The organism is Psychrobacillus sp. FSL W7-1457, assembly GCF_038593405.1.
In the GTDB taxonomy this organism is placed as follows: Bacteria; Bacillota; Bacilli; order Bacillales_A; family Planococcaceae; genus Psychrobacillus.
The window spans coordinates 141,331-167,151 of sequence record NZ_CP151993.1; the positions used below are offsets into that span (position 1 = coordinate 141,331).

General features: G+C 37.1%; 23 protein-coding genes and 1 pseudogene. 16 read left to right on the top strand and 8 right to left on the bottom strand.

Features of this window, described 5'->3' with window-relative positions:
* Positions 1–336: 336 nt before the first annotated feature.
* The 4 genes from NSQ95_RS00760 to NSQ95_RS00775 all read right to left on the bottom strand — a co-directional run bounded on the left by NSQ95_RS00760 (position 337) and on the right by NSQ95_RS00775 (position 2,202).
* On the bottom strand, positions 337–1,029 hold the full coding sequence (locus NSQ95_RS00760) for an SRPBCC domain-containing protein (protein ID WP_340886311.1): 693 nt from the start codon (positions 1,027–1,029) through the stop codon (positions 337–339).
* Positions 1,030–1,031: 2 nt separating this feature from the next.
* Positions 1,032–1,337, bottom strand: coding sequence for a metalloregulator ArsR/SmtB family transcription factor (locus NSQ95_RS00765; RefSeq protein ID WP_169359292.1), 306 nt, complete (start codon positions 1,335–1,337; stop codon positions 1,032–1,034).
* Positions 1,338–1,436: 99 nt separating this feature from the next.
* Positions 1,437–1,619, bottom strand: coding sequence for a hypothetical protein (locus tag NSQ95_RS00770; protein ID WP_340886314.1), 183 nt, complete (start codon positions 1,617–1,619; stop codon positions 1,437–1,439).
* 142 nt (positions 1,620–1,761) lie between these two features.
* Positions 1,762–2,202 (bottom strand): peptidylprolyl isomerase, encoded by a 441-nt coding sequence (locus NSQ95_RS00775; RefSeq protein WP_169359291.1) that lies wholly within the window; start codon positions 2,200–2,202, stop codon positions 1,762–1,764.
* 213 nt (positions 2,203–2,415) lie between these two features.
* Between NSQ95_RS00775 and NSQ95_RS00780 the strand changes: the two genes are divergently transcribed.
* The 3 genes from NSQ95_RS00780 to nhaC all read left to right on the top strand — a co-directional run bounded on the left by NSQ95_RS00780 (position 2,416) and on the right by nhaC (position 5,306).
* Positions 2,416–2,610, top strand: a complete 195-nt coding sequence (locus tag NSQ95_RS00780; protein WP_169359290.1) for a YwbE family protein — start codon at positions 2,416–2,418, stop codon at positions 2,608–2,610.
* Positions 2,611–2,670: 60 nt separating this feature from the next.
* Positions 2,671–3,774: an amidohydrolase gene (locus tag NSQ95_RS00785; protein WP_340886320.1), complete on the top strand. Its 1,104-nt coding sequence runs from the start codon at positions 2,671–2,673 to the stop codon at positions 3,772–3,774.
* Between the two features lie 92 nt (positions 3,775–3,866).
* Entirely contained in the window at positions 3,867–5,306 is a 1,440-nt protein-coding gene (gene nhaC, locus NSQ95_RS00790) for a Na+/H+ antiporter NhaC (protein WP_340886323.1), read from the top strand.
* Between the two features lie 90 nt (positions 5,307–5,396).
* On the opposite strand, the gene NSQ95_RS00795 is transcribed toward nhaC, so the two are convergent.
* Complete coding sequence (locus NSQ95_RS00795; RefSeq protein ID WP_340886325.1) at positions 5,397–6,632, bottom strand: hypothetical protein; 1,236 nt, start codon at positions 6,630–6,632, stop codon at positions 5,397–5,399.
* 87 nt (positions 6,633–6,719) lie between these two features.
* Here NSQ95_RS00795 and NSQ95_RS00800 point away from each other — a divergent pair, with 87 nt between their 5' ends.
* The 9 genes from NSQ95_RS00800 (at position 6,720) to NSQ95_RS00840 (ending at position 18,835) form a co-directional block, all read left to right on the top strand.
* Complete coding sequence (locus tag NSQ95_RS00800; protein ID WP_340886327.1) at positions 6,720–7,832, top strand: dipeptide epimerase; 1,113 nt, start codon at positions 6,720–6,722, stop codon at positions 7,830–7,832.
* A gap of 14 nt (positions 7,833–7,846) precedes the next feature.
* Complete coding sequence (locus NSQ95_RS00805; protein WP_340886329.1) at positions 7,847–8,533, top strand: GNAT family N-acetyltransferase; 687 nt, start codon at positions 7,847–7,849, stop codon at positions 8,531–8,533.
* A gap of 208 nt (positions 8,534–8,741) precedes the next feature.
* Complete coding sequence (gene helD / locus NSQ95_RS00810; RefSeq protein WP_340886332.1) at positions 8,742–10,928, top strand: RNA polymerase recycling motor HelD; 2,187 nt, start codon at positions 8,742–8,744, stop codon at positions 10,926–10,928.
* A 145-nt stretch (positions 10,929–11,073) separates the two neighbouring features.
* On the top strand, positions 11,074–12,309 hold the full coding sequence (locus tag NSQ95_RS00815; RefSeq protein ID WP_340886334.1) for an MFS transporter: 1,236 nt from the start codon (positions 11,074–11,076) through the stop codon (positions 12,307–12,309).
* 442 nt (positions 12,310–12,751) lie between these two features.
* Positions 12,752–13,708, top strand: a complete 957-nt coding sequence (locus NSQ95_RS00820) for an ABC transporter permease (RefSeq protein ID WP_340886338.1) — start codon at positions 12,752–12,754, stop codon at positions 13,706–13,708.
* Positions 13,695–14,651 (top strand): iron chelate uptake ABC transporter family permease subunit, encoded by a 957-nt coding sequence (locus NSQ95_RS00825; protein ID WP_169359282.1) that lies wholly within the window; start codon positions 13,695–13,697, stop codon positions 14,649–14,651. The genes NSQ95_RS00820 and NSQ95_RS00825 overlap by 14 nt, the downstream gene beginning before the upstream one ends.
* A complete protein-coding gene (locus NSQ95_RS00830; protein WP_169359281.1) occupies positions 14,648–15,412 on the top strand; it encodes an ATP-binding cassette domain-containing protein in 765 nt (254 codons plus the stop codon). Before NSQ95_RS00825 ends, NSQ95_RS00830 begins: the two co-directional genes overlap by 4 nt.
* 218 nt (positions 15,413–15,630) lie before the next feature.
* The gene (locus NSQ95_RS00835) at positions 15,631–16,671 is read left to right on the top strand and encodes a siderophore ABC transporter substrate-binding protein (protein ID WP_340886345.1); all 1,041 of its coding nucleotides are present in this window, start codon (positions 15,631–15,633) and stop codon (positions 16,669–16,671) included.
* A gap of 454 nt (positions 16,672–17,125) precedes the next feature.
* Positions 17,126–18,835, top strand: coding sequence for a hypothetical protein (locus NSQ95_RS00840; RefSeq protein WP_342560117.1), 1,710 nt, complete (start codon positions 17,126–17,128; stop codon positions 18,833–18,835).
* Between the two features lie 328 nt (positions 18,836–19,163).
* Here NSQ95_RS00840 and NSQ95_RS00845 read toward each other — a convergent pair whose 3' ends face one another.
* Positions 19,164–19,661, bottom strand: a complete 498-nt coding sequence (locus NSQ95_RS00845; protein WP_342560118.1) for a hypothetical protein — start codon at positions 19,659–19,661, stop codon at positions 19,164–19,166.
* A 145-nt stretch (positions 19,662–19,806) separates the two neighbouring features.
* Between NSQ95_RS00845 and NSQ95_RS00850 the strand changes: the two genes are divergently transcribed.
* Positions 19,807–21,465, top strand: a complete 1,659-nt coding sequence (locus NSQ95_RS00850; protein ID WP_340886353.1) for a hypothetical protein — start codon at positions 19,807–19,809, stop codon at positions 21,463–21,465.
* 36 nt (positions 21,466–21,501) lie between these two features.
* Here NSQ95_RS00850 and NSQ95_RS00855 read toward each other — a convergent pair whose 3' ends face one another.
* Complete coding sequence (locus tag NSQ95_RS00855) at positions 21,502–21,747, bottom strand: spore coat protein (protein ID WP_340886951.1); 246 nt, start codon at positions 21,745–21,747, stop codon at positions 21,502–21,504.
* A 126-nt stretch (positions 21,748–21,873) separates the two neighbouring features.
* Here NSQ95_RS00855 and NSQ95_RS00860 point away from each other — a divergent pair, with 126 nt between their 5' ends.
* The 3 genes and pseudogenes from NSQ95_RS00860 to NSQ95_RS00870 all read left to right on the top strand — a co-directional run bounded on the left by NSQ95_RS00860 (position 21,874) and on the right by NSQ95_RS00870 (position 24,139).
* A complete protein-coding gene (locus NSQ95_RS00860; RefSeq protein ID WP_342560119.1) occupies positions 21,874–22,605 on the top strand; it encodes an SDR family NAD(P)-dependent oxidoreductase in 732 nt (243 codons plus the stop codon).
* A gap of 79 nt (positions 22,606–22,684) precedes the next feature.
* Entirely contained in the window at positions 22,685–23,506 is an 822-nt protein-coding gene (locus NSQ95_RS00865; protein ID WP_340886359.1) for a phytoene/squalene synthase family protein, read from the top strand.
* 193 nt (positions 23,507–23,699) lie between these two features.
* Positions 23,700–24,139 (top strand): annotated as a pseudogene (locus tag NSQ95_RS00870) (cell wall hydrolase).
* 296 nt (positions 24,140–24,435) lie between these two features.
* On the opposite strand, the gene NSQ95_RS00875 reads toward NSQ95_RS00870, so the two are convergent.
* Positions 24,436–25,770, bottom strand: coding sequence for an NAD(P)-binding domain-containing protein (locus tag NSQ95_RS00875; protein WP_342560120.1), 1,335 nt, complete (start codon positions 25,768–25,770; stop codon positions 24,436–24,438).
* Positions 25,771–25,821 lie beyond the last annotated feature (51 nt).

Below are 25,821 nucleotides of genomic sequence, written 5' to 3' on the forward strand. Positions count from 1 at the left end.
TAAAAGGTATAAATATACAAATTTATATTATAATTGTTACTATATTGTAATATAGTAACCAAATATTAAAAAAATAATTAATTATGACTATAAAAGGAATTTATTTACAACGTAATGGGTTTTGCTGAGATGTTTTAAGAACTGAAGTACTGTTATTAAAAATCGATGCAATGAGTTGGAAGGAAAGTGCTTAAGAGGGTAGATCTTATAAAGCTGTAGGTGGCGAAGCGAGACGGTTGATGGATAAGCCTTTACGCTTAGTGACGAGAGATGGATTCTTCCTAACATAAAGTAGGCTCTCGAAGGAGGGCCTACTTGGATTCCAATATAGCAGAATTAATTGAATTGACCAAAACCAACCGTATGAAGGCTAACCGGCAGTTCATGCCCATTTCGATTAAGAGAAATAATTAAATTTTGTCCGGGATTACATGAAAATACATACCTTTCCAAGTCGTCATAGCATTGAATCGGATTTCCATTTACTGCTGTAATCACGTCATCTACTTCTATTAACCCATCCGCTGGAGTAGAGGCTATTACTTGAACTACTTTAGTTCCTTCTCGTTTATCCGCAGTACGATGCAAGACACCAATCCAACTTTTCCAAAAGTTTTTGCGTAAATCCATTTCCTTTTCTAATACACTCTTAAGGTTTAACATGAACTGATAAGTACCAAAAAGCATATTGTCCATTTCCATTAAGCCAATGTCCCCAGTCCAAGAACCTGTATATTCAATGGAGACAAGGACACCATCTGCTTCAGTAGTAATGGTCCATGTGGTCAATTGCTTGTCGTTCCCTTGCAAAACGAGCTTTTGTTCTTCCTCTAACTCTATTATAGTTCCTACATAGCTAGCGCCCCACCCATAATCTAGGGTTACCTGTCCGCCGATTCTAATATCCATTTCGCAGCTTCTGGTTTCCCAGGCATTACGTTCGTCTGCTTGTGTAAGTGCTCTCCATACCCTCTCAGGTGTAGATTTTATGAAGATTTTCCTTTGAACCGACTGAACAACTTTCTCCAATTTTAATCCTCCTCTAAATAGTTTTTTAGCTTCGTGAGCTTATCCTCTAATATCAAGCCAATCTCTTCTTGCAATTTTTTATAGTGAACAGCAAAATTGTCTTGCTTTAAACGATAGAGACGATATTTCCCTTCTCGCCTTTCCTCAATTAATTCCTCTTCTAGCAATATAGTGAGATGTTTTTTTACTGCAGGCTGGGAGATTGGGAAATGATCAACTAGCTCGGTTTGAGTACATTCCTTTTGAGACAATATGGTGAGGATACGACGACGTATGGGATCTGCTATTGCTCTATAAATGTCCGTCAACAAATGACCTCCTCATCACATAACCTTTTGGTTATATATAAAATATACAATAATGGATAAGCGGTGTAAATATATAGTTGTAATATTTAGTTTAATTTATTAAGACTTACTAGTGTCTGTCTTCTCCATTAGCTTTCTTACATTCTCTTTTGGGTTCCAACAGTTGAATTTATAAGAGGGTTCAGTTTGAAAGCCTAATCGTTTGCATTTATAATGCATGCCTTTAGTCGTTTTTTCACTGCTAAAATGAATGCAAGTTGCACAGCAATGGAAATCCTTCATCCTTTTACCTCCTAAAATGTACTGCTCTGTTTTTATTGTTCAGTGATATACGATACTGGGGATTTAGCTGGGGGGAGGGGTGTGACTTTGTTATTTAAAATAGGCCTTGGAATTAATCACCCCAAGACCTAAAATATCTAACTTAAGCTTCGTCGAATACTTCGACTTTTTCCATTTTGTCGCCGTTTTTCATAGCTTTTGCTACTTCTAAACCACTAGTTACTTTACCAAAAACAGTGTGAACACCGTTTAAATGTGGTTGTGGTTCGTGAACGATGAAGAATTGGCTTGACCCAGTGTCTTTTCCAGCGTGAGCCATAGAAAGGCTTCCAGCTTCGTGTTTGTGAGGATTTCCAGCAGTTTCACATTTAATAGTTTTACCGCTTCCGCCCATACCTGTACCAGTTGGGTCTCCACCTTGGCTTACAAAACCAGGAATTACACGGTGGAACACTACACCATTGTAGAAACCACTGTTAGCTAATTCTTCAAAGTTAGCTACTGTGTTTGGTGCTTCGTTTGGATATAGTTCAAATTCAATTTTGTCCCCAGATTCCATAAGGAAATAACCTTTTTTCGCCATTATAAAACACTCCTTTTGTAATGAAAATTCTTTCACAGTATAGCATGAACTCTTGCTTTTTCCAAAGAACATAGCTGTTATTAGCAGTTGTAGTGTACTAAATATAAGATGGCGCCCATTTCTTCTAAAACTTACTAAGGAAAACCGGTTTCAATTAAACAAATGGATGTAAGCATGATATGAAAGTGGTACGATACAAAAAGAGGTGATTATATGAACGGACAAAATAGAAAAGACATTCACGCAGGACTAGAAGTTTATATTATTTTGAAGAAGGATCAGCGTACCGGTAACAAAACAAAAGGAATCGTTCAAGATATTTTAACGAATTCTTCCTTTCATCCACACGGTATTAAAGTAAGACTCACAGATGGTCAAATTGGCCGTGTATGTGAAATCATAAAGTAAAAAATTGGGGCTTCAAAAAAGCTCTAAAAATAAAAAAGTGTAAAGGGAGAATGAGAAAAGATGCAGGTAGAATCTCAAATTTTAGAGTGGTTTGAACATTTTCATAAATACCCCGAAGTTAGCTGGAAGGAATTCGAAACAACGAAAAAAATAACAGAAATTCTTGATTCGCTCAATGTACCTTACCGACTTTTTAATGATGTAACCGGCCTCCTAGCAGAGATAGGAGAAGGTGACGAAGTAATAGCAATTCGTGCAGATATAGATGCTTTGTGGCAGGAAGTGGACGGGGTTTACCGAGCCAATCATTCATGTGGTCACGACGCTAATATCTCTATGGTTTTAGGAGCCCTTCTTTTATTGAAGGATGAAAAATTAAATAAACGTATTCGTTTCATCTTCCAGCCTGCAGAAGAAAAAGGAAATGGTGCGAATTCTATGGTCGATAGAGGAGCGCTTGAAGGAGTTACGCATCTCTTTGGTGTGCACTTAAGACCGATAGAAGAACTACCTTTTGGTAAGGTCTCACCAGCAATTCATCACGGAGCAGCTATGTTTCTTGAAGGTAAGATTAAAGGAATGGATGCCCATGGAGCCAGACCTCATCAAGGGCAGAATGCAATTGATGTAGCAGTCGCTATACATCAATCCTTAAAGAACTTATATTTTTCTCCTTTTGAAGCATATTCCGCGAAACTAACTAAAATTCAGGCTGGCGGTGAGAGCTCTAATATTATTCCTGGTACAGCGAGCTTTTCAATTGATGCACGCGCTCAAAAGAATAGTGTGCTAAAACAAATGAAAGTACAAATTGAAAAGAATTTACATGCTCTTCAAGCTCTTTTTGATATAGATATAGAATGGGAATGGCAGGATATCACTCCAGGAGCAGAAGTCTCCAATGAGGCTGCTTTAATAGCAAGAGAGGGTATCGTGGAAGCAATAGGAGAAGAGAGCCTGGCGGAAGAGGTTATCACATCTGGTAGTGATGATTTCCATTTTTATACGATTAGACAGCCGGATTTAAAGGCTACTATGATTGGGGTCGGTGCAGACCTTTCTCCCGGTCTTCATCATCCACATATGTCTTTTGACCGTAAAGCCCTTTATATAGGCGCTCAAGTCCTTATGAAAACGCTTTTACAAATTGCCAAAAAAGATTGACGAATTTTTAATAAAAGATTAATATATCCCTAATAGCGACTAATAAACGACAATTTCTAATAATTGAAAAAGTCGCGAAGGGGTGAAGTGGAATGGTAGAAAAGAAGGAACAAACAGAGAAAAAAGAAATGTCATTAATATGGGCTGTAACGCCTTTACTAGTAATGATTATAACAATGGTTATAGCTGTCGTTAAGCTGGAGCAAGGTCCTCACATTCCGCTAATAGTTGGTACAATCGTAGCAGCTATGGTTGCTTGGAAGCATGGCTTTAAATGGGATGAAGTCGAGGAAATGATGTATAAGGGGATCAAACTAGCGCTTCCAGCTGTAGTCATCATTATATTGGTCGGCCTCATAATAGGAGCTTGGATCGGTGGCGGTGTAGTTGCGACCATGATTTATTTTGGTCTAAAAATTATTACACCAGCATTCTTTTTAGTCACTATTTGTGTGATTTGTATGATTGTCTCTCTTGCCATTGGTAGCTCCTGGTCTACGATGGGGACTATCGGGGTTGCAGGTATGGGGATTGGTCTAAGCATGGGGATTCCAGCTGCTATGATTGCTGGTGCAGTTATTTCTGGAGCTTATTTTGGAGACAAGATGTCCCCGCTTTCTGATACTACCAATCTTGCAGCTGGTCTTACAGGGACAGATTTGTTCGTACATATCCGACACATGTTTTATACAACTATACCAGCAGCTATTATTGCGTTAGTAGCTTACGGTCTGTTAGGAATGAAATACAAAAATAGCAGTATTGATCAGGAGAGCATACAGCAAACAATAAATGTACTTGATCAAAGCTTTGTAATATCTCCATGGTTGTTATTAATCCCGTTAGCAGTAATTGTATTAGTTGCTGTAAAGGTACCTGCTATACCAGCTTTAGTGGTGGGGATTTTACTAGGATTCCTTTCTCAAATTTTTGTACAAGGGGGAGATGTAGCATCAGCTGTTAGTGCTCTTCAAAGTGGGTTTGAGATTAAAACAGGTAACACAATGGTGGATGAACTATTTAATCGTGGTGGATTGGATTCCATGATGTATACCGTGTCGATGACCATTGTGGCGATGACATTTGGTGGTATTCTCGAATTTTCAGGGATGCTTCAATCTATTATGAATCAAATTTTAAAGCTAGCAAAGACTGCTTTTTCGATGATAGCTTCTACTATATTAGCTTGCTTTACAACGAATGCGACATGCTCTGAGCAATATATCTCCATCGTTGTGCCAGCGAGAATGTTTTCTAAAGCATATACGAATATGGGACTCCACTCTAAAAACCTATCACGAGCTTTAGAGGATGGAGGGACATTGACTTCTGTGTTCATACCTTGGAACACATGTGGCGTTTTCATATTAGGAACATTAGGAGTAGGGGCTTATGAATATGCTCCCTATGCAATATTAAACTTTACAGTGCCAATTATATCTATTATCTATGCAGCGGTAGGGTTCTCCATTGTAAAAATTACAGAGGAAGAAAAGCAAGAGATTTTAAACAAAGAGATTGCCGAAGCGTAAAAAAGAAAGTTCAGTGACAAGCTGAACTTTCTTTTTTATAGGTTTCATGATTGAATACTGATAAAAAGATTAGTTGATGCCTATACATATTTATTGGTAGGTAGGAAAATTAAATTCATAAATCGCTCGGGGACGGCCTTGCTGGTACGTCATTTCTTCCCCAACAATGGATGCATAACCTTTGTTCAACAGCTTCTTTAGTATCCTTTCGGTAGTCCTGCGGCTGACCTTTAAAAAGATCTCTAAATCATGTGCCGTAAACTCAACTGAATGATGGAGGCGACTAAAAAGCATAATTTTAGATAGATTTGCTGGACTTAAAGTTGTTTCCTTCGCCAATACAACTAGCCTAGGATCGCTCGTTCTTAAATTGATCTTGTTCTCTTCCTGGAAGAGTGGGCTAGTCAATTGTTTTTTCTCATTCATAAGGAAGACTGTATTTTCTGTCGCATGTGCTAAAGCATCTTTTGCATTTTCACTTGCTTCTATTGCTGTCGTTCCATAACCAAAGGCAATACGAATTGGTGTACTAAAAAACTCAAGCCAATTATTAACCTTATTGTGCTCTAAGGCTTGCTGAACCTTACCTTGAGTAGTAAATAGCAAATAGAGGAGGTCATCTGCTTTCACAATAGAAGCATCAATCGAATCTGTAATTCTTTTTAATGCTGTTGCTGTGTTCATGTCTTGTTCGGTAAGGGAGATGGAACAAACGGCAATCTTAGCAGCCTCACTTTTTGTGAGTAATGCCAATGACCTAGTTTCTTCAAGGGACTTTAAAATAGAGTTTTTAGGATCAATCATTCGTATAACAGGTATTCCCCTTTGTACCAGGGTCTCATAAACTGCGTGCACAGAGGTGATAGCCAATTTTGTTTTTTCGTTCCTTTGTAGGTTTATATGAAAGGAAGTCACTTCCTCTAAAGAGAATGCAGGATCTACTTGCATAAGGAAGGGGACAGAAGCAGTTTGATTAATATCCTGAAGGACACTCTCTACAAGGGCTGGTTCCATTAAATCCATGGAAATATGATGCATAGGGGTACTGCAGGTTGCTAATAATGTAGTGGCAACAGAAGTACCATCCTGTTTTAAATAATAGGAAGGTACCGGCAACAGCTCTCTCTCCTGTACTGCATATAGGTAGGGGAGCGAACCGGAGAAAAATACAGCGTCGCATGGTTTTATATTTTTTAGTAGTTCCTTTGCTTCTTTTGGAGTATGATATTGATAATAATCCAAACGGATAGAAGGAATTTCTTGTTCGAAAAGCTTCAAGCGATCTATAAAGTTTCTAGAACCAAGTACTGCTATACGTGTTTGCATGACATCCTCCTTTTTTTAAAACATTAACGACTATTTAACGACAACTATAACTAAAAAATATAAAAATGTAAAGGAAGTTAGAAAAATATGAAAATTAAAGAAATAGAAATTTATGCTATTAGATTACCATTAATTGCCCCATTTATCATCAGCTATCATACATACGATGATATGCCTTCGATTATAGTTAAGCTAACAACAGAAGAAGGTTTAATTGGATATGGGGAGGCAGTAGCAGACGAGCATGTAACAGGGGAAACGTGGGAGAGCACTTATGCGATGCTGAAAAATACGTTAGCTCCGGCTTTGATTGGAGAAAATCCAATGGAATTTGAGCGACTGCATGAAAAAATGGATAAGGCGGTCTATCAAGCTCCAGCAGCTAAAGCAGCCTTAGATATTGCTTGTTACGATGTAGTTGGTAAAAAACTAGGCGTACCTGTATACCAATTGTTAGGTGGGCGTTATCACGAGCAATTTCCAGTTACTCATGTATTGAGCATAGGATCACCAGAGTCTATGGCAGAGGAAGCAGAAAAACGTATGAAAGAGGGCTATACATCGTTTAAAATGAAGGTTGGAACAGAAGTACAGGCGGATGTACAACGTATACAAGCCGTTAGAGAAAAAGTAGGTAATGAGGTTGCTATCCGAGTGGACGTAAACCAAGGGTGGAAGAACAGTGCGAACACAATTTCTGCCATGCGTCAGTTGGAGCATACCGGATTAGATTGGCTAGAGCAGCCCGTTATGGCCGACGACTTCAATGGGATGGTAGAGGTCAAGGCAAAAACTAGTACCCCGCTTATGATGGATGAAGGGTTGAGAGGAATACGAGACATGCGTGAATTAATAGAAAAACAAGCCGCGCATAAGGTGAATATCAAGCTGATGAAATGTGGGGGTATATACCCTGCTATGAAACTCGCTCATATGGCAGAAATGGCTGGAATGGAATGCCAGATTGGCTCGATGGTAGAGTCTTCTATTGGTTCAGCAGCAGGTTTTCATGTGGCATTTTCTAAAAAAGCATTTACGAGTGTCGAATTGACCGGTCCACTTAAATTCTCGAAGGACGTTGGGAATTTGCGCTATGATGTCCCATTTATTAAACTGAATGAGTGTCCGGGTTTAGGAATTGATGTGGATGAAAATATGTTAAAAGAGTTAACCGAGTTCTCCGTAAAAGTCATGAAGTAAGAGGAAGTGCGTCAATGAAAGAGTGGACTGTCAGTCTAGGGAAAAAAGATTATCCAGCTAGAGAATTAACAATAGACAACATGGAACAAATTTTAGCGTTACAGAGCATTGTTCTCCAGCATTTAGAGAACAAAGAGTTTTTACAGCCTCTAACAAAAGAGGAATTTGAAGACTCTCTTAAGCATCGATTAATGGTAGGGGTATTCGCTGATGATGAGCTGATTGCATTTCGAACGCTTGCCATCCCAGTGATGGATGAGAATCACCTTGGCTATGACATTGGTCTTTCGGAAGAGCAGCTAGGTGATGTAGTTTATCAGGAAATTACAAATGTCCATCCAGAGTATCGAGGCTACGGTCTTCAAAGAAAACTAGCAGACCTAGTAATGGAGCTCCTGCAGAATTCTCCGTACACATACATTTGTGCAACAGTAGCACCTTTTAACTTTGCTAGCTTGAAGGACAAGCTTAGTCAAGGAATGGTTATTAAAGCTCTCAAACGTAAGTATGACAACATGCTACGTTACATATTTTACAAAAGGCTCGACGGAAATGATTATATTGTATTTGGTGAAAATCAGATGAATATAAAAATGTCTGACATAGAGGAACAGCAAAAGCTACTTAAAGCAGGCTGGGTAGGCACCAACATTCTACAAAAAGAAGAAGAGTGGTACGTAGTCTATAAAGAAACGATTTAAGGTAAAGGGAATACCTTTAGAGCTATAGCCTTGAGGTAACTCTTATAAATTTTTGCTTATTTGCATAGACTATAAAAGGCAGGGACACTAGTGTCTCTGCCTTTCTTATATATTCATTATAGCAGATTTATTTTTTTATTATAAGACTGCAAATTGTTAGAATTTTTTGTAATAATACATAAGCATGCTATGTCAGGGAGGTTAGTGGATGGAAAAACATATTTGGGATGAGGAACAGCGACATTTAACCACAGTAGTTGAAAAGCTAACGGGACATATAGATGTTCTTCAAGTTTTTCTTAAAAAGCAAAAAGGTGAACTAATAGAAGAGCGGCAATCCGTTTCAAAGGAGTTCTCAGATTTGTCTGATGAACGTGGAATTGATTTTGCAACCATACTACCTACTCTCAAGGAAAAAGAACTTCGTTATATCCATGTTAATGACGTGCTTTCTAAGTTAGAGCTACTCTATAAAAGTGCCTATTTTGGACGAATTGATATAGAGGATGAACAACTGGAGAGCCTTTATATTGGACTCGCTACGTTTGGTGAAGAAGATACAGGTGATATCATTATCCATGATTGGCGTGCCCCTATATCCAGTCTGTTTTATGAAAACAAGTTAGGTGAAGCGTTCTACCAAATTCCTAGTGAAGAGATGGTGCCCGTCCAGATTCAAAGACGCCGACAATTTAAAATCTCCTACGATAATCTTCTACAAATATTCGATGCAGACATGTATATCGGTGATGAGGTGCTGCAAAGCCTTTTGACGGATACAGCAAAACAAAAGATGAAGAGTATTGTGACGACCATTCAAAGTGATCAGAATGCAGTTATTCGTTCAGAAAGTCATCGTAATATGATGGTGCTAGGACCACCGGGAAGTGGAAAGACATCTGTAGCTATGCAACGCATCGCTTATCTTCTATATCAATACCGCAGGACGCTTTCCGCCAAAAATATTATGCTTATATCCCCAAGCGATTTGTTTAATGATTATATTTCCAATGTTTTACCAGAATTAGGAGAGGAGAATGTCGTACATTCAACCTATTATCGTTTATATAAAGGGATGAGGCGTCTTCCATTATTGGCAGAGACCTTTTATGAAAATGTAGAGCGGCTACAAAACGCCGACTTGATACATCAGGAAAGCTTTTACTGGAAAAACTCAAATGCTTATGCAATTCATCTCGTACAATACCTACAGGATTTAGGATTGGCAGGATTACCTTTTTACACATTAAGCATTGGCAAGAAAGTTTTTATATCAGCTACAGAGCTTCAAGAATTGTTTTATCGAAAATATACAAACTTGGAAATAGACTTCCGTTTAAAAAAGATCCGTAATCACTTGATGCCTAGGTTAAGGGAATGGAAGGAACAAGCGATTTTGAGGAGATACGAGGAACTTAGAGGAGTCGACCAATACATCGGTGATGACGAGGATTTGATTAGACAGAGTAAAAAAGAGATAGAAAAGCAGTACTCACCCCTCCATAGTGCAATAGAAGAACTGGGATTCGTTAACATCCTGAAAATTTATACGGGTTCCATTAGGAGTATGGATACAACGGAGGCTAGAAAAGTCTATGAATTAACGATTCGACAAATAAAATCCAAACAACTTTTTTATGAAGATTTAGGTCCACTTATGTATATACAAGCTAGAATCAAAGGGATTGACAGAAACCTAGACATCAAGCATATTGTAATCGATGAAATACAGGACTATTCATTTCTTCAGTTTAAAGCTATTCAGCAGCTTTTCCCGAAAGCTCACTTTACCTTGCTGGGAGATAAAAACCAGGTAGTACATCCAACCGAAAAAGATCAGGTGCCAAGGGAGCTTTCCGATATATCAATAGTAGAACTTAACAAATCGTATCGTTCTACGCATGAAATTACAGATTTTATGAGTGATATTTTAAAACAAGACAAGGTCCTCTCGCTAGGAGTGAGTGGGAGAAAGCCATTAGTAAAAAAAGTGGATAAGGAGCAACGGCTAACGGAAATAGAAGCAGTGGTAGATTCTTATTATGAGACCAACACCTCTTTGGTTATATTATGTAAGGACATGGCAAGCTGTCGGATGCTCTTTGAGGAATTGAAGAATATCATTCCCACTATTCAACTAATATCACAGGAACAAAAGGTATATATGAAAGGGATATTAATCATGCCAGGATACATGGCAAAGGGGTTCGAATTTACGACTGTATTAATAGCAGACGCTGACCAAGCGGTTTACGCTGGGCCCTATGACAAGTTTCTTCTCTACACTATGGTATCGCGAGCAACCAGAAACTTAATTATTTTCTATCGTATAGAGCTTACGGAGGCTTTGAAACAAATCCAAAAGGACTTATATCTTACGGAAACCTTAAAATAAAACAAAGAAACCCACCTTTACCTCCTGTAAAGGTGGGTTTCTTCGGTCAAAGGTATGAGGATGATTTAAGACCATTGGCTGAATGCAATCCATGTCAATTCCCTTACATTAAGAATAGTAAGAATATTTGAGAGGGTGTTTGACGATGAAAAATTTATATAAAGATTCGCGATTTTGGCTGATCATACTGGCTAATATAGCTTCCTCTATTGGTTCTGGAATAACAATGATTGCAATCCCTTGGATGCTCGTGACAAGTGATGAAGGAAATACTGTCTTCGGATACATTACAATCACAATGACAATCATTAGTTTTATGATAACGCCTTTTGTGGGTTCTTTAGTGGATAGAATGTCCAGGAAAAAATTACTTTTAATCAGTGAAGTAGTTTGTTTAATCGCATTAGTGTTTTTTGCTTCCATTGGATTCCTTGGGTTATCCTATGAGATCTGGCATTATACACTAATTTATATGATTGGAAGTCTGTATTACACTATTTTTTATCCCACTATGTTTGCGATGAATCAGGAGATTTTTCATAAGGATCAGTATAAATCTTTAAACGGGACGATGGAGGTACAGGGGCAGCTTTCTAGCATGATAGCTGGAGGAGTAGCTAGTATTTTGTTGATGAAATGGGATTTACATTATATTTTACTATTAGATGTTTTGACTTACGGAGCAGCTATTTACTTCTATGTTAAACTTCCTTATACCAGAGCGAAACAATCAGAAGCAGAGAAGGAAGAGAAGGGTAGAGCTTGGGATGGGTTAGCTTACATGATGGCACGTCCAGCCATGTTCGTTTTTTTGATATTTGCCTTTATGCCCTTTATAGGAGTTATGCTGACGAATTATTTATTTCCTGTTTATTTAGTGGAAGTACTAGAGGCGGACGCTAGCGTATATGGCTTGGAGGGAATGATATATGCAGCTGGAGCAGTGCTAGCAGGGGCATTTGTTCCGATGCTTGCGAAAAAGCTAGGAAATGAGAAGACTATTATAGTAGGAGTGCTTATTTATACCGTTGCCATTTCTTTGATTGTTTTTGTAGAGCTGCCTATTTACCTATCGTTAATGTTGTTTTTAGCTATTGGAAACAGCGGGGCTCGAGTAGCGAGAAATTCGTTCCTGATGGATCAAGTTCCGAACAAGATTATTGGCAGAGTTGATAGTTTGTTCCGTTCTATTGGTTTACTCATTAGAATATTATTACTAGGTCTTTTTACAGGAATGGTCTCTTCCGGATTAATTATCATATGTTTCTATATATTAAGTGGCCTATTGGTCGCGTCGGCCTTCATGGTTACAATTAGCTGGAAGAAAGGCTTTGTGGTAAGAAATAAAAAAGCTATTTGTATAGAAGAAGTCAGTATATAAACTAAATTAATCAAACAAAACTGCTCTTAAGTATGATGGAATATTAAGAGCAGTTTTTTCATATTCTCATCATAGTGAAAGGTAGCAAATGTTGAAATATGCATATGTAATCTACATAGAAGTTTCTTTGTTTTCATAACTAAACTTTGCAATTTAAATACGAATTTAATCTTTTTTATAATTGTGCCTGCAGGTAGCTATTAGGTCTAAAAAACTAGAGTTCTCAAGTTAAATGTCCTACCCTAAACTATATTTTAAAACATATGTTCATAAACTAACGTCAATTTATAATTTTAGAGTACAAAGAATTGTTGAAATTAACAATGTAATTGAGTAGTACATGTTGATTTTACTATATTCGTTGTTTATAATGAAAGACGACTCAATAATGATAATCGTTATCAACAAAGTTGAGAAATATATTTTTTTATGGGGATTACAAATGAGATTATGGATATTAGTAGTAGCAACTATTATCCTATCCTTTATTTCGCTATTTATAGGTGCCATTGATATAAAACCGAGTGATCTGCTTGATTTGGACTCCCAGAAGACCCAAATCTTTATAATGAGTCGATTGCCACGTTTAATGGCAATTATTTTAGCTGGTGCAGGAATGGGTATTGCAGGCTTAATTATGCAAAGTTTAAGTCGGAACAAGTTCGTATCACCGACAACGGCCGGTACGCTGGATGCAGCGAAACTAGGGGTCATTGTTTCGATGATATTCTTTACAAATATGTCTTATATGGGACAGATTTTCTTTAGTTTTTCATTTGCACTAATCGGTACGTTTATTTTTATGCAGCTGCTTGAGCGTATTAAATTCAAGGATGTTATGTTCGTACCTTTAATTGGTATTATGTATGGTAATATCATTGGTGCCATTTCCACATTCTTAGGATACGAAGCAGATGTCTTACAAAATGTAGATTCATTCTTCTTAGGGAGCTTTACACTAATTGTTTCTGGACGCTATGAACTACTATACGTAGCCGTACCTGCCATTATTATAGCTTATATTTACGCAAACAAATTCACTGTAGCAGGCATGGGTGAGGACTTTGCAAAAAACTTAGGTTTAAGTTATCGTACAGTGTTAAATATAGGTCTTGTCATTGTAGCTATTATTTCTACAACGGTCGTTTTAACGGTAGGTATTATACCGTTTTTAGGTTTAATCGTTCCGAACCTCGTTTCTTTGTATTTAGGAGATAATTTACGCAAGACAATACCGCATACTATTTTCATGGGAGCAGCATTCTTACTCGCATGTGATATTATCAGCCGTCTAATAGTTCATCCCTATGAGATTCCGGTAAATACAACAGTTGCCGTAATCGGCAGTGCGATCTTCTTAATTATGTTGTTTAGGGGGAAAGCATATGCGAAAAAATAGTAAGAAGCTAATTATTTTGGCTGTTATTGCATTAGTATGTATGGCATTGTTTGCATTTTACAATATTCAGGGTGGCTTTAGTTATGCCTTTCCAAAGCGTGTGGAACGTTTAGCTGCAATGGTAATCACGGGTACTGCAATTGCCTATGCAACGATTATATTCCAGACGGTAACACATAATCGTTTATTAACACCTTCCGTAATGGGCGTTGACTCTATGTATGAGGTAGTACAAACGGTGATTTACTTTACAGCAGGCTCTGCTTCTTTATTCGTCGTAAATCGTTATTTGAACTTTAGCGTATCGATTATGGCGATGATCATTTTCGCAGTGCTTTTATATCGTTTCCTATTCCGAGCAGATAAGTATCCAATCTTCCTTCTACTATTAGCAGGTATGATCATTGGGACTTTGCTAGGAAGTCTAGTGACATTTATGCAGGTCATCATTGATCCTGTTGAATATGAAAGTTTACAAGCTCGGTTGTTTGCAAGCTTTATGAATGTGAAAACCGAATTATTACTGATTGCCATGGTTATACTAGGACTGGCATTTTTGTATGGCTCTAGGTTGTTAAAAGATTTAAATGTTGTTTCGTTAGGACGAGACAATGCCATTAACCTCGGTGTTAATTATGACAAGATTGTTCTACAAGTTTTGATTTTATCTTCTGTGTTAATAGCTACTTCCACAGCGCTAGTTGGTCCTGTTACATTCTTAGGACTAATCGTAGCAAACGTAGCTTATCAATTTTTAGATACGTATAAGCATTCTGTATTAATTGTTGGAGCAAGCTTGATTAGTATTATCGGCCTTGTCGGAGGACAATTTATCGTGCAGCATGTGTTTCATTTAAATACAACTATTAGTGTCATCATTAACTTTGTCGGTGGGATTTACTTTATTTACTTATTACTAAAGGAAAGTAGGAAAGCAGCATGATAGAAATTAAAGAGCTTTCTAAAAGCTTTGGGAAAAAACCGGTCGTTGAAAATGTAACACTAAAAATACAACCAAAAGCAATCACTTCTTTTATTGGACCAAATGGTGCAGGTAAATCCACATTGTTATCCATGGTAAGCCGCCTTTTAGATGCGGATACAGGGGAAGTATTTTTAGATCAAACGGATGTAAAGAAAATGAAATCGAATAACTTTGCAAAGCGTGTGGCTATTTTAAAGCAGGCCAATCATTTAAACATCCGTTTAACTGTACGCGAGCTTGTTGCTTTTGGTCGCTATCCTTATTCAAAAGGGAGACTAAATGCAGAGGACGAGAAGTTGGTAGATCAAGCGCTGGAGTATTTGAATTTAACAGATATGCAAGATAAGTTTTTAGATGAGTTATCAGGTGGTCAAAGACAGCGTGCTTTTATTTCCATGGTAATTGCTCAAGATACGGAATATATCTTATTGGATGAGCCGTTAAACAATCTAGATATGAAACATTCTGTACAAATCATGAAAATCTTACGCAAGCTTGTAGATGACTTAGGAAAAACTGTAGTTATTGTATTACATGACATTAACTTTGCTTCTGTTTATTCTGATCGTATCGTTGCACTTAAAGAGGGGCGCCTTGTAAAAGATGGTCCAACACACGAAATTATCAATTCTGAAGCATTACGTGATGTCTACGATATGGATATCCCAGTACAAGTGCAAGATGGTTGCCGTATTTGCGTATACTTTAATTCTCAATAACTTTGCAGACGAAAAGTTCTTTTAGTTTGTAATCAGTAGATTCCATGTACGTGCATAAGTCAGACACTTATGCACGTGTTTCATGAGGCTAAATGAGAATGATAATTAATTGCAGAAATCAGTTGACAAATTTTGAAGGTTTCATTTAAACTAGAGTTAGAAATGAAAATGATAATCATTTTCAATTAAAGTAAGTATATTTTAGGAGGAAAAGAAAGATGAAAAAATGGAAGTTTTTAACTGCTGTTGCAGCCTTAACATTAATGCTAGGAGCATGTAACTCAGATGATGATTCAGCAACTGGTGAATCTACAGAGAAAGATTCAACTTCAGCAGCAACTGATACGGCTGAAAAATCTGCATTTCCAATGAAAATATCTTCTTTGACAGCTTCAAGCGAAGATGAAGAAAAAGGAACAACAATTACATTTGAAGATGTAACATTAGATAAAATGCCTGAACGCATTATCACTTTAGATTATGGTTTCTTGGATACACTGGATGCACTTGGAGTAGAAGGAATTGTAGGAATCGCAGCTAACGGTGGTAAAGGTAACATCCCACCACATTTAAAAGAAAAATATGTAGTTGACGGTGTAGCTGATGTTGGTACGCTAAAACAAATCGACTTTGAAGCAGTAGCAGCTGCTGAACCAGATGTTATTTTCATCTCAGGTCGTCAAGCACCATTCTATGAGGAATTAAAAGAAATTACACCAAATGTAGTATTCATAGGTTCTGACAATGAAAATTATATTAACGCTGTAAATGAAACAGTTGACTTAGCAGCTCAAATCTTTGATAAAGAAACAGAAGCTGAAAAACTAAAAGCAGATCTACAAGCAAAAGTGGATGAAGTGAAAGAAAAAGCAGCAGGTTATGAAAATGCATTAGTAGCAATGTACAATGACAAAAAAATCTCTGGTTTCGATAACGGAGCAGATTCTCGTTTTGCATATGTGTACAATGACTTTGGTTTCAAACCAGCAACTACTGATATTGAGGCATCATCTCATGGTTCAGATTTCTCTTATGAATCAGTTCTTTCTGTAGATCCAGAAGTTTTATTAATAATTGACCGTACAGCTTCTGATGTAGAAACAATTAAAGCTGATATTGAAAATGATATTATTAAACAAACTCGCGCTTACAAAGAAGGTAAAATCGTGTACTTAGACGGTGTTAACTGGTACTTCTCAAGCAACGGTGTAACTACTGAAACAGAAAAATTAGATGAAATCTTAAATGAGTTAAAATAATCTCATAAAAAGATTCAAATCATAGCCAAATAAACCCTATAAGATAGACACTTTGAAAAAAGGTCATCTTATAGGGTTTTTTTTAATAGCGGGGTGAGCGATAAGCCATCACCCATCGCTTACGCGCGTGGTTGTGATAGCTTTCATCCCACCGCGGAGTCGCCACCTCCCGCTACAATCAATACAGCGAGTGTCCGTTAATTAATCGAAGAAATACTACAATCTTTCAAACAAGTTCCATCCATCTGCGTTTAGAAAATATGAGATGATTCTCTTAACAAATCATTAACTGATCTTGTATGGTGAATAATACTTTAGAGTTAACCGGATTGGAAAGAGATGAATCACATCTTTGAGTGGATTTTTTTTACCATTATACAATCTTAGGCAAATCTATTAGTATATTAATATATAGTTTTTATAAGATTCTTAATAGGATGAGGAGAGCAATTAAGTGAATAAATGTAATATTTTTGCGACGGTTATTATTTTAACTGTTCTTATGATGACAATGCCTAGCACAGGCAATGCAGCTACCCTTTCACAAGCAGAGAAGTTGGTTCAAAAAGCTGAGAGTGCTGCAACGATATTAAAATGGGAAATCTCTCTAGAACATAGAAAGGTTAAGTATTCAGATCCCGTGACATTACCAAATATGAATTTATACAATGATACAAAACGTGCAAGGCAATTAGCATACGATGCGATCAAAAGTCTCCCCTCTCAAGAGAAAGAGAAGTTAACTAAAAGAATGGAGAGTAATGTGGATATCCACTTTACCAGGTCAATGGCGTACATAGATGCTATAAAGTCTGGGAATAAAATCATAGTAAAAAAAGATGATCTTAATGATGCCTATAGATTAAACCCGTTAGGTAAGCAAACAGAAAAGGCTTATCATGATTTATCGAGCGAAATTAGAAAGCAGGCGATATTACTATATCGTGTATACGGTAAGTCAACGAGGGATGCTATTTTAGAAAGATATAAAAGCCCAGGAGAAAAAGCCAGACAATCTACCATGTATGCCATAAGCGCAAACATAGAGATTGACCGGTTTCAGCAATTAATTGCTAATAATAAAACCAAAGAAGAACTACTTTTAACTGCCAAGCAAATTCAGGCCACTGTTAACAAAATACAAGATGAAAACGCTCGACAACTATTACTAAATAAATTAGATGAGGCTAAAAAGACCATTCCAGGAATCAACCTGTTCGATTATGATGAGTTCTTTTATTTATCCGATTTAATTCGGGAGGTAGTGATTCATCCATCCCAGCCTATTATTTATGCTTTAAACGAAAATAAAGATGTTTTAAAGATAAATTATAAAACAGGTGAAATTCAGCGACTTACAATGAATCTAGTTCCCGAAACTATCTATTTATATAATAATGAGCTGTATGTTGCTTTACTAAAAGGGACACGTAGTACTTATATAGAATATCAAAATGGGGCTATCGCTATAATTGATACGGTTAATTTTAAAGTGGTGGAACAGTTTGATATTAATATCGATCCTTTTGATATAGTGGCAGATGACAAGTCTATATATATATCAAGCGGTTCTGGTCAACATTCAAATATCCTGGGATATTCAAGGGAGACACTACTCGAAACTTCCAAGAGCAGCATGTCTGTATATCAGGATAGTTATATAGTAATGCATCCAAATTTAGATAGAATTTATGCCATTGATACAACTGTTAGTCCAAGAGATATTGAAAATCACTTTATTGAAAATGGTAAAGTAACAACAGGGTACGATTCACCTTATCACGGTGATTACTCACTAAATACAAATATAAGCATTTCACCGGATGGAAAATATATTTTTAACGGTTCCGGTGTCATTATGGTTGCTTCAGATTCAAAGGCAATGAATATGACGTATCTAACAAAGCTATATACCCCCTTTGAACAAATTACCTATAACATGGATGATGGGCTCTTCTATACAAGCAATAGAAAAAATATAGAGGTTTACAATTATGCCACAATGGAAAGAGTTCAGAGTTATACAATGAGTGGATATATCAAAAATATATTTTATCAAAATGGGAGATTGGTGGTTGTTTCTACTGAAACATTATATTCTTCAAAACTTCCAAAACACGCCATAAAAACGTACAAGGTGGAAGGCGATAAAATTATACAATGATGAAAGTCGTTTCAGCTAATTAAAATTAACGGTTAGATATAGGGAAAATAATAGAAAAGAACCTTGTGTAAAATTCGATTGTTCCAGTATAGAGAAACTTGCCAATGCTAATGAGTTACCATTTTCTGTGCAAATGGGAGTGATAGTGACAGAATTAATACTGTCCATCTCTCTAAGGGCTTTTTAATATTTTCGAGGTTTTCACATGAAAACACACATGATTCACTGATTTATCTTCAACGCCGATACATAACCGTAACAGAGCCTGAATAAAAAAAGACTGTAATATATCCAACATTATTCATGGAGGAAGTATTACAGTTTTTTATTAGTAAAAGGGAGCTTCAAAATAAAAGTCAGCTTTTTCTCTAAGGTTTTGAGGATTTAGTTTATCGAAATTGACCTTTAAAAGCTTCTCCTGTGTAAAATCTATTTTGAATACGCCATAGTTTATATTTTCCCCATTTTCTTTTTCATACGGTATTTCAACTACAAGTGTAAGATTCTGCACCTTGTCTTGCATTTGTATTTCTTGCAAAAGTAGTATGCAACTATCAAGTAAATCAGCTTTAAATTCTTCTACTGTTTCATCCATAAAAGCTAAGGTAGTTACAACAACTTTTAAATTTCCATTTTTTTCATTAAATTCTATCGTTTTAACTGCTTGTTCTGGAATTTCAACCCGATGGCCAAAATAACCAATAATGGCCTCGTTCATTTGGTCTTCTAGAGAAAAATCTTTACTTTCATTTTCCAAGCTATTGTTCTGATTTGAACAGCTTGCAAGGATTAAGAGGGATATAAGTATAGTTAGTATTCTTTTCAAATTATTGCTCCCTTAATCATTAGATTCTTGTAAATTATAATGGGAATTAAATAAGTTTGAAAGAATTATTTAATTTATTAGCTTGAAACCATTTCTTCTTTCGACCGTATATTGAAGTATGAACAAAAGAAAGAAGGATGAATAAATGGCTTTTGTATTTATTATTTCAGCCGTAGTCGCAGTATTCACTGCATTATTAGTAGTCCCACTTGGCGGCGGTCGTAAGGATAAAGTGTCTTCTATTGCTTTACTTGCAATCCTAACGTTCGTTGTAGTCGCAATCATATACTATGTAACAAATTTAGATAGAAACTGGACTGCCCTATGGCCGTGGCTAGTATTGATCACCTTTGCAGGAACGTTTTTGGCAAGAGGTGTAGAACAAAAGGTAAAAGGTTTCCTTTTACTAGGAAGCTTAGCTTTAGCAATTTATATGCTATCAGCACCTGTGTGGAATGCTGATAAAAAGTATGAAGTAGCAAAAATGGATGAAGAAGTTGAAATTGAGGCATTCGATGAAACAAAAACACCAGCGAGTGTTCCTCCTAAGTTTGCGCGTAACAAAATGAAGAAGGCATTTGGCCAAGTACCAGATACAAGCTACTATGAATTAGGTAATTTACAAATTCAAAAGGTAGATGGCAAGTACGTATATATCGCACCGGTAGAATTTTCAGGATTTTTTAAATGGTGGAATGGGGATGTCACTCCAGGTTATTTTACAATGAGTGCAACTGATTCAGCGGATAATCCTAAATTTGTGAAATCCCAAATGACCTATACACCATCGTCATTTCTTCATAAAAACTTAGAAAGACATATGCGTATGAAGCATCCGACTAAAATTTTCTATGGAGATGCCCAATTAGAAATTGATGAAGATGGAAAACCATACTATATTCGTTCATACGGTAAATTTATCACTGCACGTAATGGCTTTGATGTAGAGGGGATCGTTGTTGTAGACCCAGCTACAGGACAAACGGAATCATTTGCTTTAGCAGATGTACCCGAATTTATTGATGGTGCTGTTTCACCAGAGACGGTAAGCTTACAAAACAGTTACTATGGAAAGTATGTGCATGGGTTTATTAATAGCTTGATCGGTAAAAAAGAAGTGAAGCTTCCTTCAGACGAAGGAACGGAGGCTAATGTAAGTCCAATCTTCACTGAAAACGGAGAAATGTATTATTTTACAGATTTCACTAGCCCAAAAGAAGGCGTGGACTCTATGCTTGGTTACTCCTTAACTGACGGTCGAACTGGTAAAGCAACCTATTACACTGGTAACCTAGAGGATTCCTATATGGACTCACAAGGTGCACTTCAAATTATTGAAAAGAAATTTATTGAAAAGAAATGGTCTGGAGAAATGCCTGTTCTCTATAATTTTTATGGAGAAGCAAGCTGGCTAACACCAGTATTAGACTCAAACGGGTTTTTACAAAACTACTTTATCGTGTCAGCAGCGAACCCGGAAATCTCTGTTTACGGGAATACGCCAAATGAAGCGTTAAAACTTTATAAAACAGCTATTCAGCGTGGCGGAAGCACTGTAGACGGTAGTTCTAGCGCCGAGGAAAAATCAGTGTCTGGTACAGTAGTTCGTGTATTTAAAGAACGTGTAGGAGACTTCACGCAAGTATCGTTCCTGCTAGACAATAAAGCAAATTACATTGTCTCTTCAGAAATGGCACCATTCGTTGTGTATATGGAAGTGGGCGACAAGGTACAGGTGAAGTATCTAGAGACAGGCGAGCTGTTCTTACCAGTGAAAGAAGTAAAGATAGAGGGCATTGAGTAGTACTATAAAAAGGGATTTGGAGTTATCTCCGAATCCCTATTTTTTGGCTAAATTTAAGGCAATATCAGCTTTTTCTAAATCATGCTCCATTTGTTCGTTTAAATCATACGCGTGATACATTTCATTTTTAATCATGTATTGTGCGATTTTATCATGTGTATCAATGGCATTATCCATCTCACGACGTAGCAGCTTCTTAATAGAAGGAGTCGCAGTTTCCGTAATTGCAGTAGCAAGGTTTCTAACAGCTGCCTTAGAAGTAATTAATAAATCGGTAGCAATTACCCCCTTTTTTTCTTTTAATCCATTTCAATCTTTAATTTAAATATAAAAAGAGAGAAGGACATTTGAAAGGAGACAGAAGGAAGGATATTCTAATAGAAGCAGTTAATAAAGGGAGGACTAACAATGGACGTATTTATCGTAACTGGATCTACTAGCGGGATCGGACAAGAGCTAGTAAAACAACTAATTGATAAAAATAAAAGAGTGTTTGGTATTGCAAGGGGAGAAAGTAAGCTTGAACATCCTAATTATCATCACGTTCTATTAGATTTAGCAACAACTGAAAAGGTAGCAGAAACTCTAGAAGAGCTGTTGAATAACGTGATAGAAGAGGCAACATCGTTGACCCTTATCAATAATGCAGGAACCATTGAGCCAATTGGGACAGCTGGAGAGATAGATTCTAATCTAGTGGCAAAAAGCATTGCGGTAAACCTCACTGCACCTATGATATTAACTGGAACGTTTATAAGAATGACAGAACAAATAGAAGTTCCGAAAAAAATTATGCAAATTTCTTCTGGCGCTGGTCGAAATGGGTATGAGGGATGGAGCAGCTATTGTGCTGGGAAGGCAGGACTTGATCGTTTTACAGAAGCAGTACAGCTAGAGGAATCGAGGAAAACAAATGGTGTAAAGCTAGTATCTATTGCTCCGGGAATTATTGATACGAATATGCAAGGGAAGATTCGGGATGCCAAAGAAAGTGAATTTGCGTTAGTAAATAAATTTAGAGAGTATAAAGTGACTGGTCAGCTAAGTAGTGCAGAGGAAGTTGCATCCAAGCTGATAGGTTTTTTGGTAAGTGATCAATATTATACTAGTGAAGTTGTAACAGATTTACGACAACTGTAAGGAGTCATTTTATCTTTTAGGTAAAATCCGATACAATAGAGGGTATAGAATCTTGAACGTGAAATGGAGGCGCCTAGTTGTGCGTGAAGTAGCAACATTACAAAAAGAAGCAATGGATATGCTAAAGAAAACAAGCAGAACCTTTTATATTCCAATTACTTTTTTAGAGCCCACTCTGAAAAAAGCGGTTGCTTCTGCATACCTTTGTATGCGTGCAATTGATGAGATTGAAGACCACGAAACATTGGATGCACTAGTAAAACAACATTTATTGTTCGAAACTAGCAAGATGCTTGTAAATGGTTTTGATAAAAAAGGGTATGAACTGCTTGTAGCTCCGTATCAGGAACAATTACCAGCAGTTTCCCTCCGACTTGGCGACTGGCTTGAAATCTGTCCAACAGATTTAGCGGAGACAGTTAAGACCTATACTGCTGAAATGGCGGAAGGAATGGCGAAGTGGGTTGAGAAGGAATGGCAAGTAAAAACAAAAGAAGACTTAGATGAGTATACCTACTATGTAGCTGGACTTGTTGGCGTAATGCTTTCTGATCTATGGAAGTGGAATGCAGATATTGAAACCGACCGAGATTTAGCGGTAGCGTACGGGAGAGGCTTGCAAGCAGTAAACATATTAAGAAATAAAGACGAAGACAAAGAGCGAGGGGTACAATTCTTCCCCGAGGGATGGACACGAGCGGATATGTTTGAATATGCGGAGGACAACCTATCTAAAGCGGACGAGTATATAAAAAGCATTAACCGTAAAAGCATCCTGTTATTCTGCAAGCTACCACTTGCGCTAGCACATAAAACATTAAAAGCGTTGAAGAGCGGTAAAGAAAAAATGAGTCGCTCTGAAGTAGAAGAAACAGTGGTTGAAGTACAGGCAGAAGTTTAAAAGTGTATAGACTAAAGCAATCTCGAGATGTAGTGTCTCGAGATTTTTTAATAGGCTGATTTAAAGGAAAAGGTTTATAACCTAAATGAATAGGGAGTATCGATCCCTATTCATATGGTTACTTGTTTTAAAGGGTGTGGTATAAAATGACATAATTTGGGCTTTTATCATATAGTATCTAGGGGGTGAAAAAATGGCTAGAGTTAAATACCGAGATAAAGATGTTGACCTCATGGCAAGGATGATGAGAGCAGAAGCTGAAGGTGAAGGTAAGCAAGGGATGTTATATGTTGGAAATGTAATTGTAAACCGTGCTAAAGCTGATTGTTTAGACTTTAGAGATGTAAGGTCTATTGAGGATGTCATTTTTCAGGTACAAGGGGGCAATTATTCTTTTGAAGCCGTTCAAAAAGGTAATTTATTTTATGAAAGAGCGAGAGGTACTGAAAAAAGTTAGCAAAGCAGGCTTTGGATTACTGGAGAGAACACCCAGCAAAATATGCATTATGGTATTTTAATCCATACGCTCCGTGCCCTCCGACTTGGTATGGTCAACCTTTTTCTGGTCAATATAAAGATCATTGTTTTTATGAACCAGCAGCTGGAACATGCGAAAGCGTTTATATAGGTTAGGTTATATAGTATTTTAAATCTGGAGTTTTAGTTGAATTTAATGTTCTTCAATAAGTCTATTTATAAGGCATATTCAGATAAAATGAATATGTCTATTTTTGAGCATATTTATCGAGCATAGTTTCATAAATCACTGGAGATAGATGAAAATATAGCAGTCATTACTAAATAAAGTACTTATATTTCAAAAAAAACACCTCCGATTGAAAATTGAAGGTAACGTATACCCATTTTCCAACGAAAGGTGTTTTTATTTGTCTAATGTAATCCAAGCTAAAATTATATATGAGCAAAGCTTAACAACAGCTAGAAGTAGGGTCTTGAATATTCACACTGCAAACTCCCGTTTCAGGTAAATCTAACTCTACCTTTTTGGCTGCAGCTATATCTCCAGTTATATAGGCTACAATAGAACGTACTTGCTCGTATCCTGTGGCCATTAGAAAAGTAGGTGCCCGACCATAACTTTTCATCCCAACAATATAGTAGTTCTTTTCAGGCTGTCTTAATTCCTCTTCTCCATGGGGGCGAACAGTTCCGCAGCTATGGATATTTGGATCAATTAATGGGGCAATCGCAGTCACGCTTTCAGTTACTGGATCGATATCCAATCGAATCTCTCTTGTTAAAGAAAAATCTGGTCGACTACCTGTGTTTGCAATAATTTCATCGATGGGAGGTAGAGTGGTAACCTGGCCCTTAGATTCACCTTCTATAATGATTCCATTTTCTGTTTTTGCTAAGTGATGAATAAGAAATGGTGTGAATACCCGCACTTTGCCGGCATCTACTAGCTGGTGTACTTTACTGCCTAATTCACCTCTAGCTGCCAGGGCATCCTTGTCTTCTCCTCCAAATGCCGCTTCTACGTTTCTCTTTCTCATAATCCATACGATTTCAATTTCTTCATCTAATTGAGCTAGCTCTAAAATCGAATTAATAGCTGAATGACCACCACCAACAACTGCTACTCGTTTTCCTTTATATTTGTCTAGAGCAGAGCCATGTACATTAGGAATTCCGTAATAAATATGATCTTTTAAATCTTTTTCAGCGTTTGTCCATATGTTGTCGGCATTAACTGGATTGGGAGAAGACCACGTTCCAGTTGCGTCAATAACTGCTCGTGCCTCTATTCTCTTTAATTGTCCTGCTTGCTCCACGTACAAAATGAAGGGTACATCTGATCGATTGGCAGTTTTCATCTTGTCTAATCCCTTTTTGCTAATGGATACTACTTTCGTGTTAAGCGAAAGTGAAGACTTTATTTCGGGTATTTTTGCTAAAGGCTCTAAATAGCTGCTAATTAGTTCTTTACCTAAAGGAAGATGCTCAGGATTTGGTGCAATCCATCCCTGTTTCTCCAACAATTTCTCCGCAACCTTATCTACATTATATTGCCATGGAGAAAATAAACGTACATGTTCCCAAGAAGAAATATGGTGTCCAACAGTACTTCCAGCTTCAAGAACGATAAAGTGTTCTCCTGCATTTACTAAGTGAGCAGCTGCTGCCAAGCCGATGGGGCCAGCACCGATAATGGCTATAGGTAGTTCTTTGTTTGGTTCAATCTTTTCAGGAGTGGAAGAACAGCATCCTGTGTTAATCGGCGTTAATTTAATTTGATTCATTATAGTAACCTCCAGTAATTTATTTGTAATTTGCAACTATATAATATTTTA

What these genes read in the sequence shown, in the direction of transcription:
- NSQ95_RS00770 (WP_340886314.1), bottom strand. Translation starts at nt 1,619, where the DNA reads ATGAAGGATTTCCATTGCTGTGCAACTTGCATTCATTTTAGCAGTGAA.
- NSQ95_RS00775 (WP_169359291.1), bottom strand. Translation starts at nt 2,202, where the DNA reads ATGGCGAAAAAAGGTTATTTCCTTATGGAATCTGGGGACAAAATTGAA.
- NSQ95_RS00780 (WP_169359290.1), top strand. Translation starts at nt 2,416, where the DNA reads ATGAACGGACAAAATAGAAAAGACATTCACGCAGGACTAGAAGTTTAT.
- NSQ95_RS00785 (WP_340886320.1), top strand. Translation starts at nt 2,671, where the DNA reads ATGCAGGTAGAATCTCAAATTTTAGAGTGGTTTGAACATTTTCATAAA.
- nhaC (WP_340886323.1), top strand. Translation starts at nt 3,867, where the DNA reads ATGGTAGAAAAGAAGGAACAAACAGAGAAAAAAGAAATGTCATTAATA.
- NSQ95_RS00795 (WP_340886325.1), bottom strand. Translation starts at nt 6,632, where the DNA reads ATGCAAACACGTATAGCAGTACTTGGTTCTAGAAACTTTATAGATCGC.
- NSQ95_RS00800 (WP_340886327.1), top strand. Translation starts at nt 6,720, where the DNA reads ATGAAAATTAAAGAAATAGAAATTTATGCTATTAGATTACCATTAATT.
- NSQ95_RS00805 (WP_340886329.1), top strand. Translation starts at nt 7,847, where the DNA reads ATGAAAGAGTGGACTGTCAGTCTAGGGAAAAAAGATTATCCAGCTAGA.
- helD (WP_340886332.1), top strand. Translation starts at nt 8,742, where the DNA reads ATGGAAAAACATATTTGGGATGAGGAACAGCGACATTTAACCACAGTA.
- NSQ95_RS00815 (WP_340886334.1), top strand. Translation starts at nt 11,074, where the DNA reads ATGAAAAATTTATATAAAGATTCGCGATTTTGGCTGATCATACTGGCT.
- NSQ95_RS00820 (WP_340886338.1), top strand. Translation starts at nt 12,752, where the DNA reads ATGAGATTATGGATATTAGTAGTAGCAACTATTATCCTATCCTTTATT.
- NSQ95_RS00825 (WP_169359282.1), top strand. Translation starts at nt 13,695, where the DNA reads ATGCGAAAAAATAGTAAGAAGCTAATTATTTTGGCTGTTATTGCATTA.
- NSQ95_RS00830 (WP_169359281.1), top strand. Translation starts at nt 14,648, where the DNA reads ATGATAGAAATTAAAGAGCTTTCTAAAAGCTTTGGGAAAAAACCGGTC.
- NSQ95_RS00835 (WP_340886345.1), top strand. Translation starts at nt 15,631, where the DNA reads ATGAAAAAATGGAAGTTTTTAACTGCTGTTGCAGCCTTAACATTAATG.
- NSQ95_RS00850 (WP_340886353.1), top strand. Translation starts at nt 19,807, where the DNA reads ATGGCTTTTGTATTTATTATTTCAGCCGTAGTCGCAGTATTCACTGCA.
- NSQ95_RS00860 (WP_342560119.1), top strand. Translation starts at nt 21,874, where the DNA reads ATGGACGTATTTATCGTAACTGGATCTACTAGCGGGATCGGACAAGAG.
- NSQ95_RS00875 (WP_342560120.1), bottom strand. Translation starts at nt 25,770, where the DNA reads ATGAATCAAATTAAATTAACGCCGATTAACACAGGATGCTGTTCTTCC.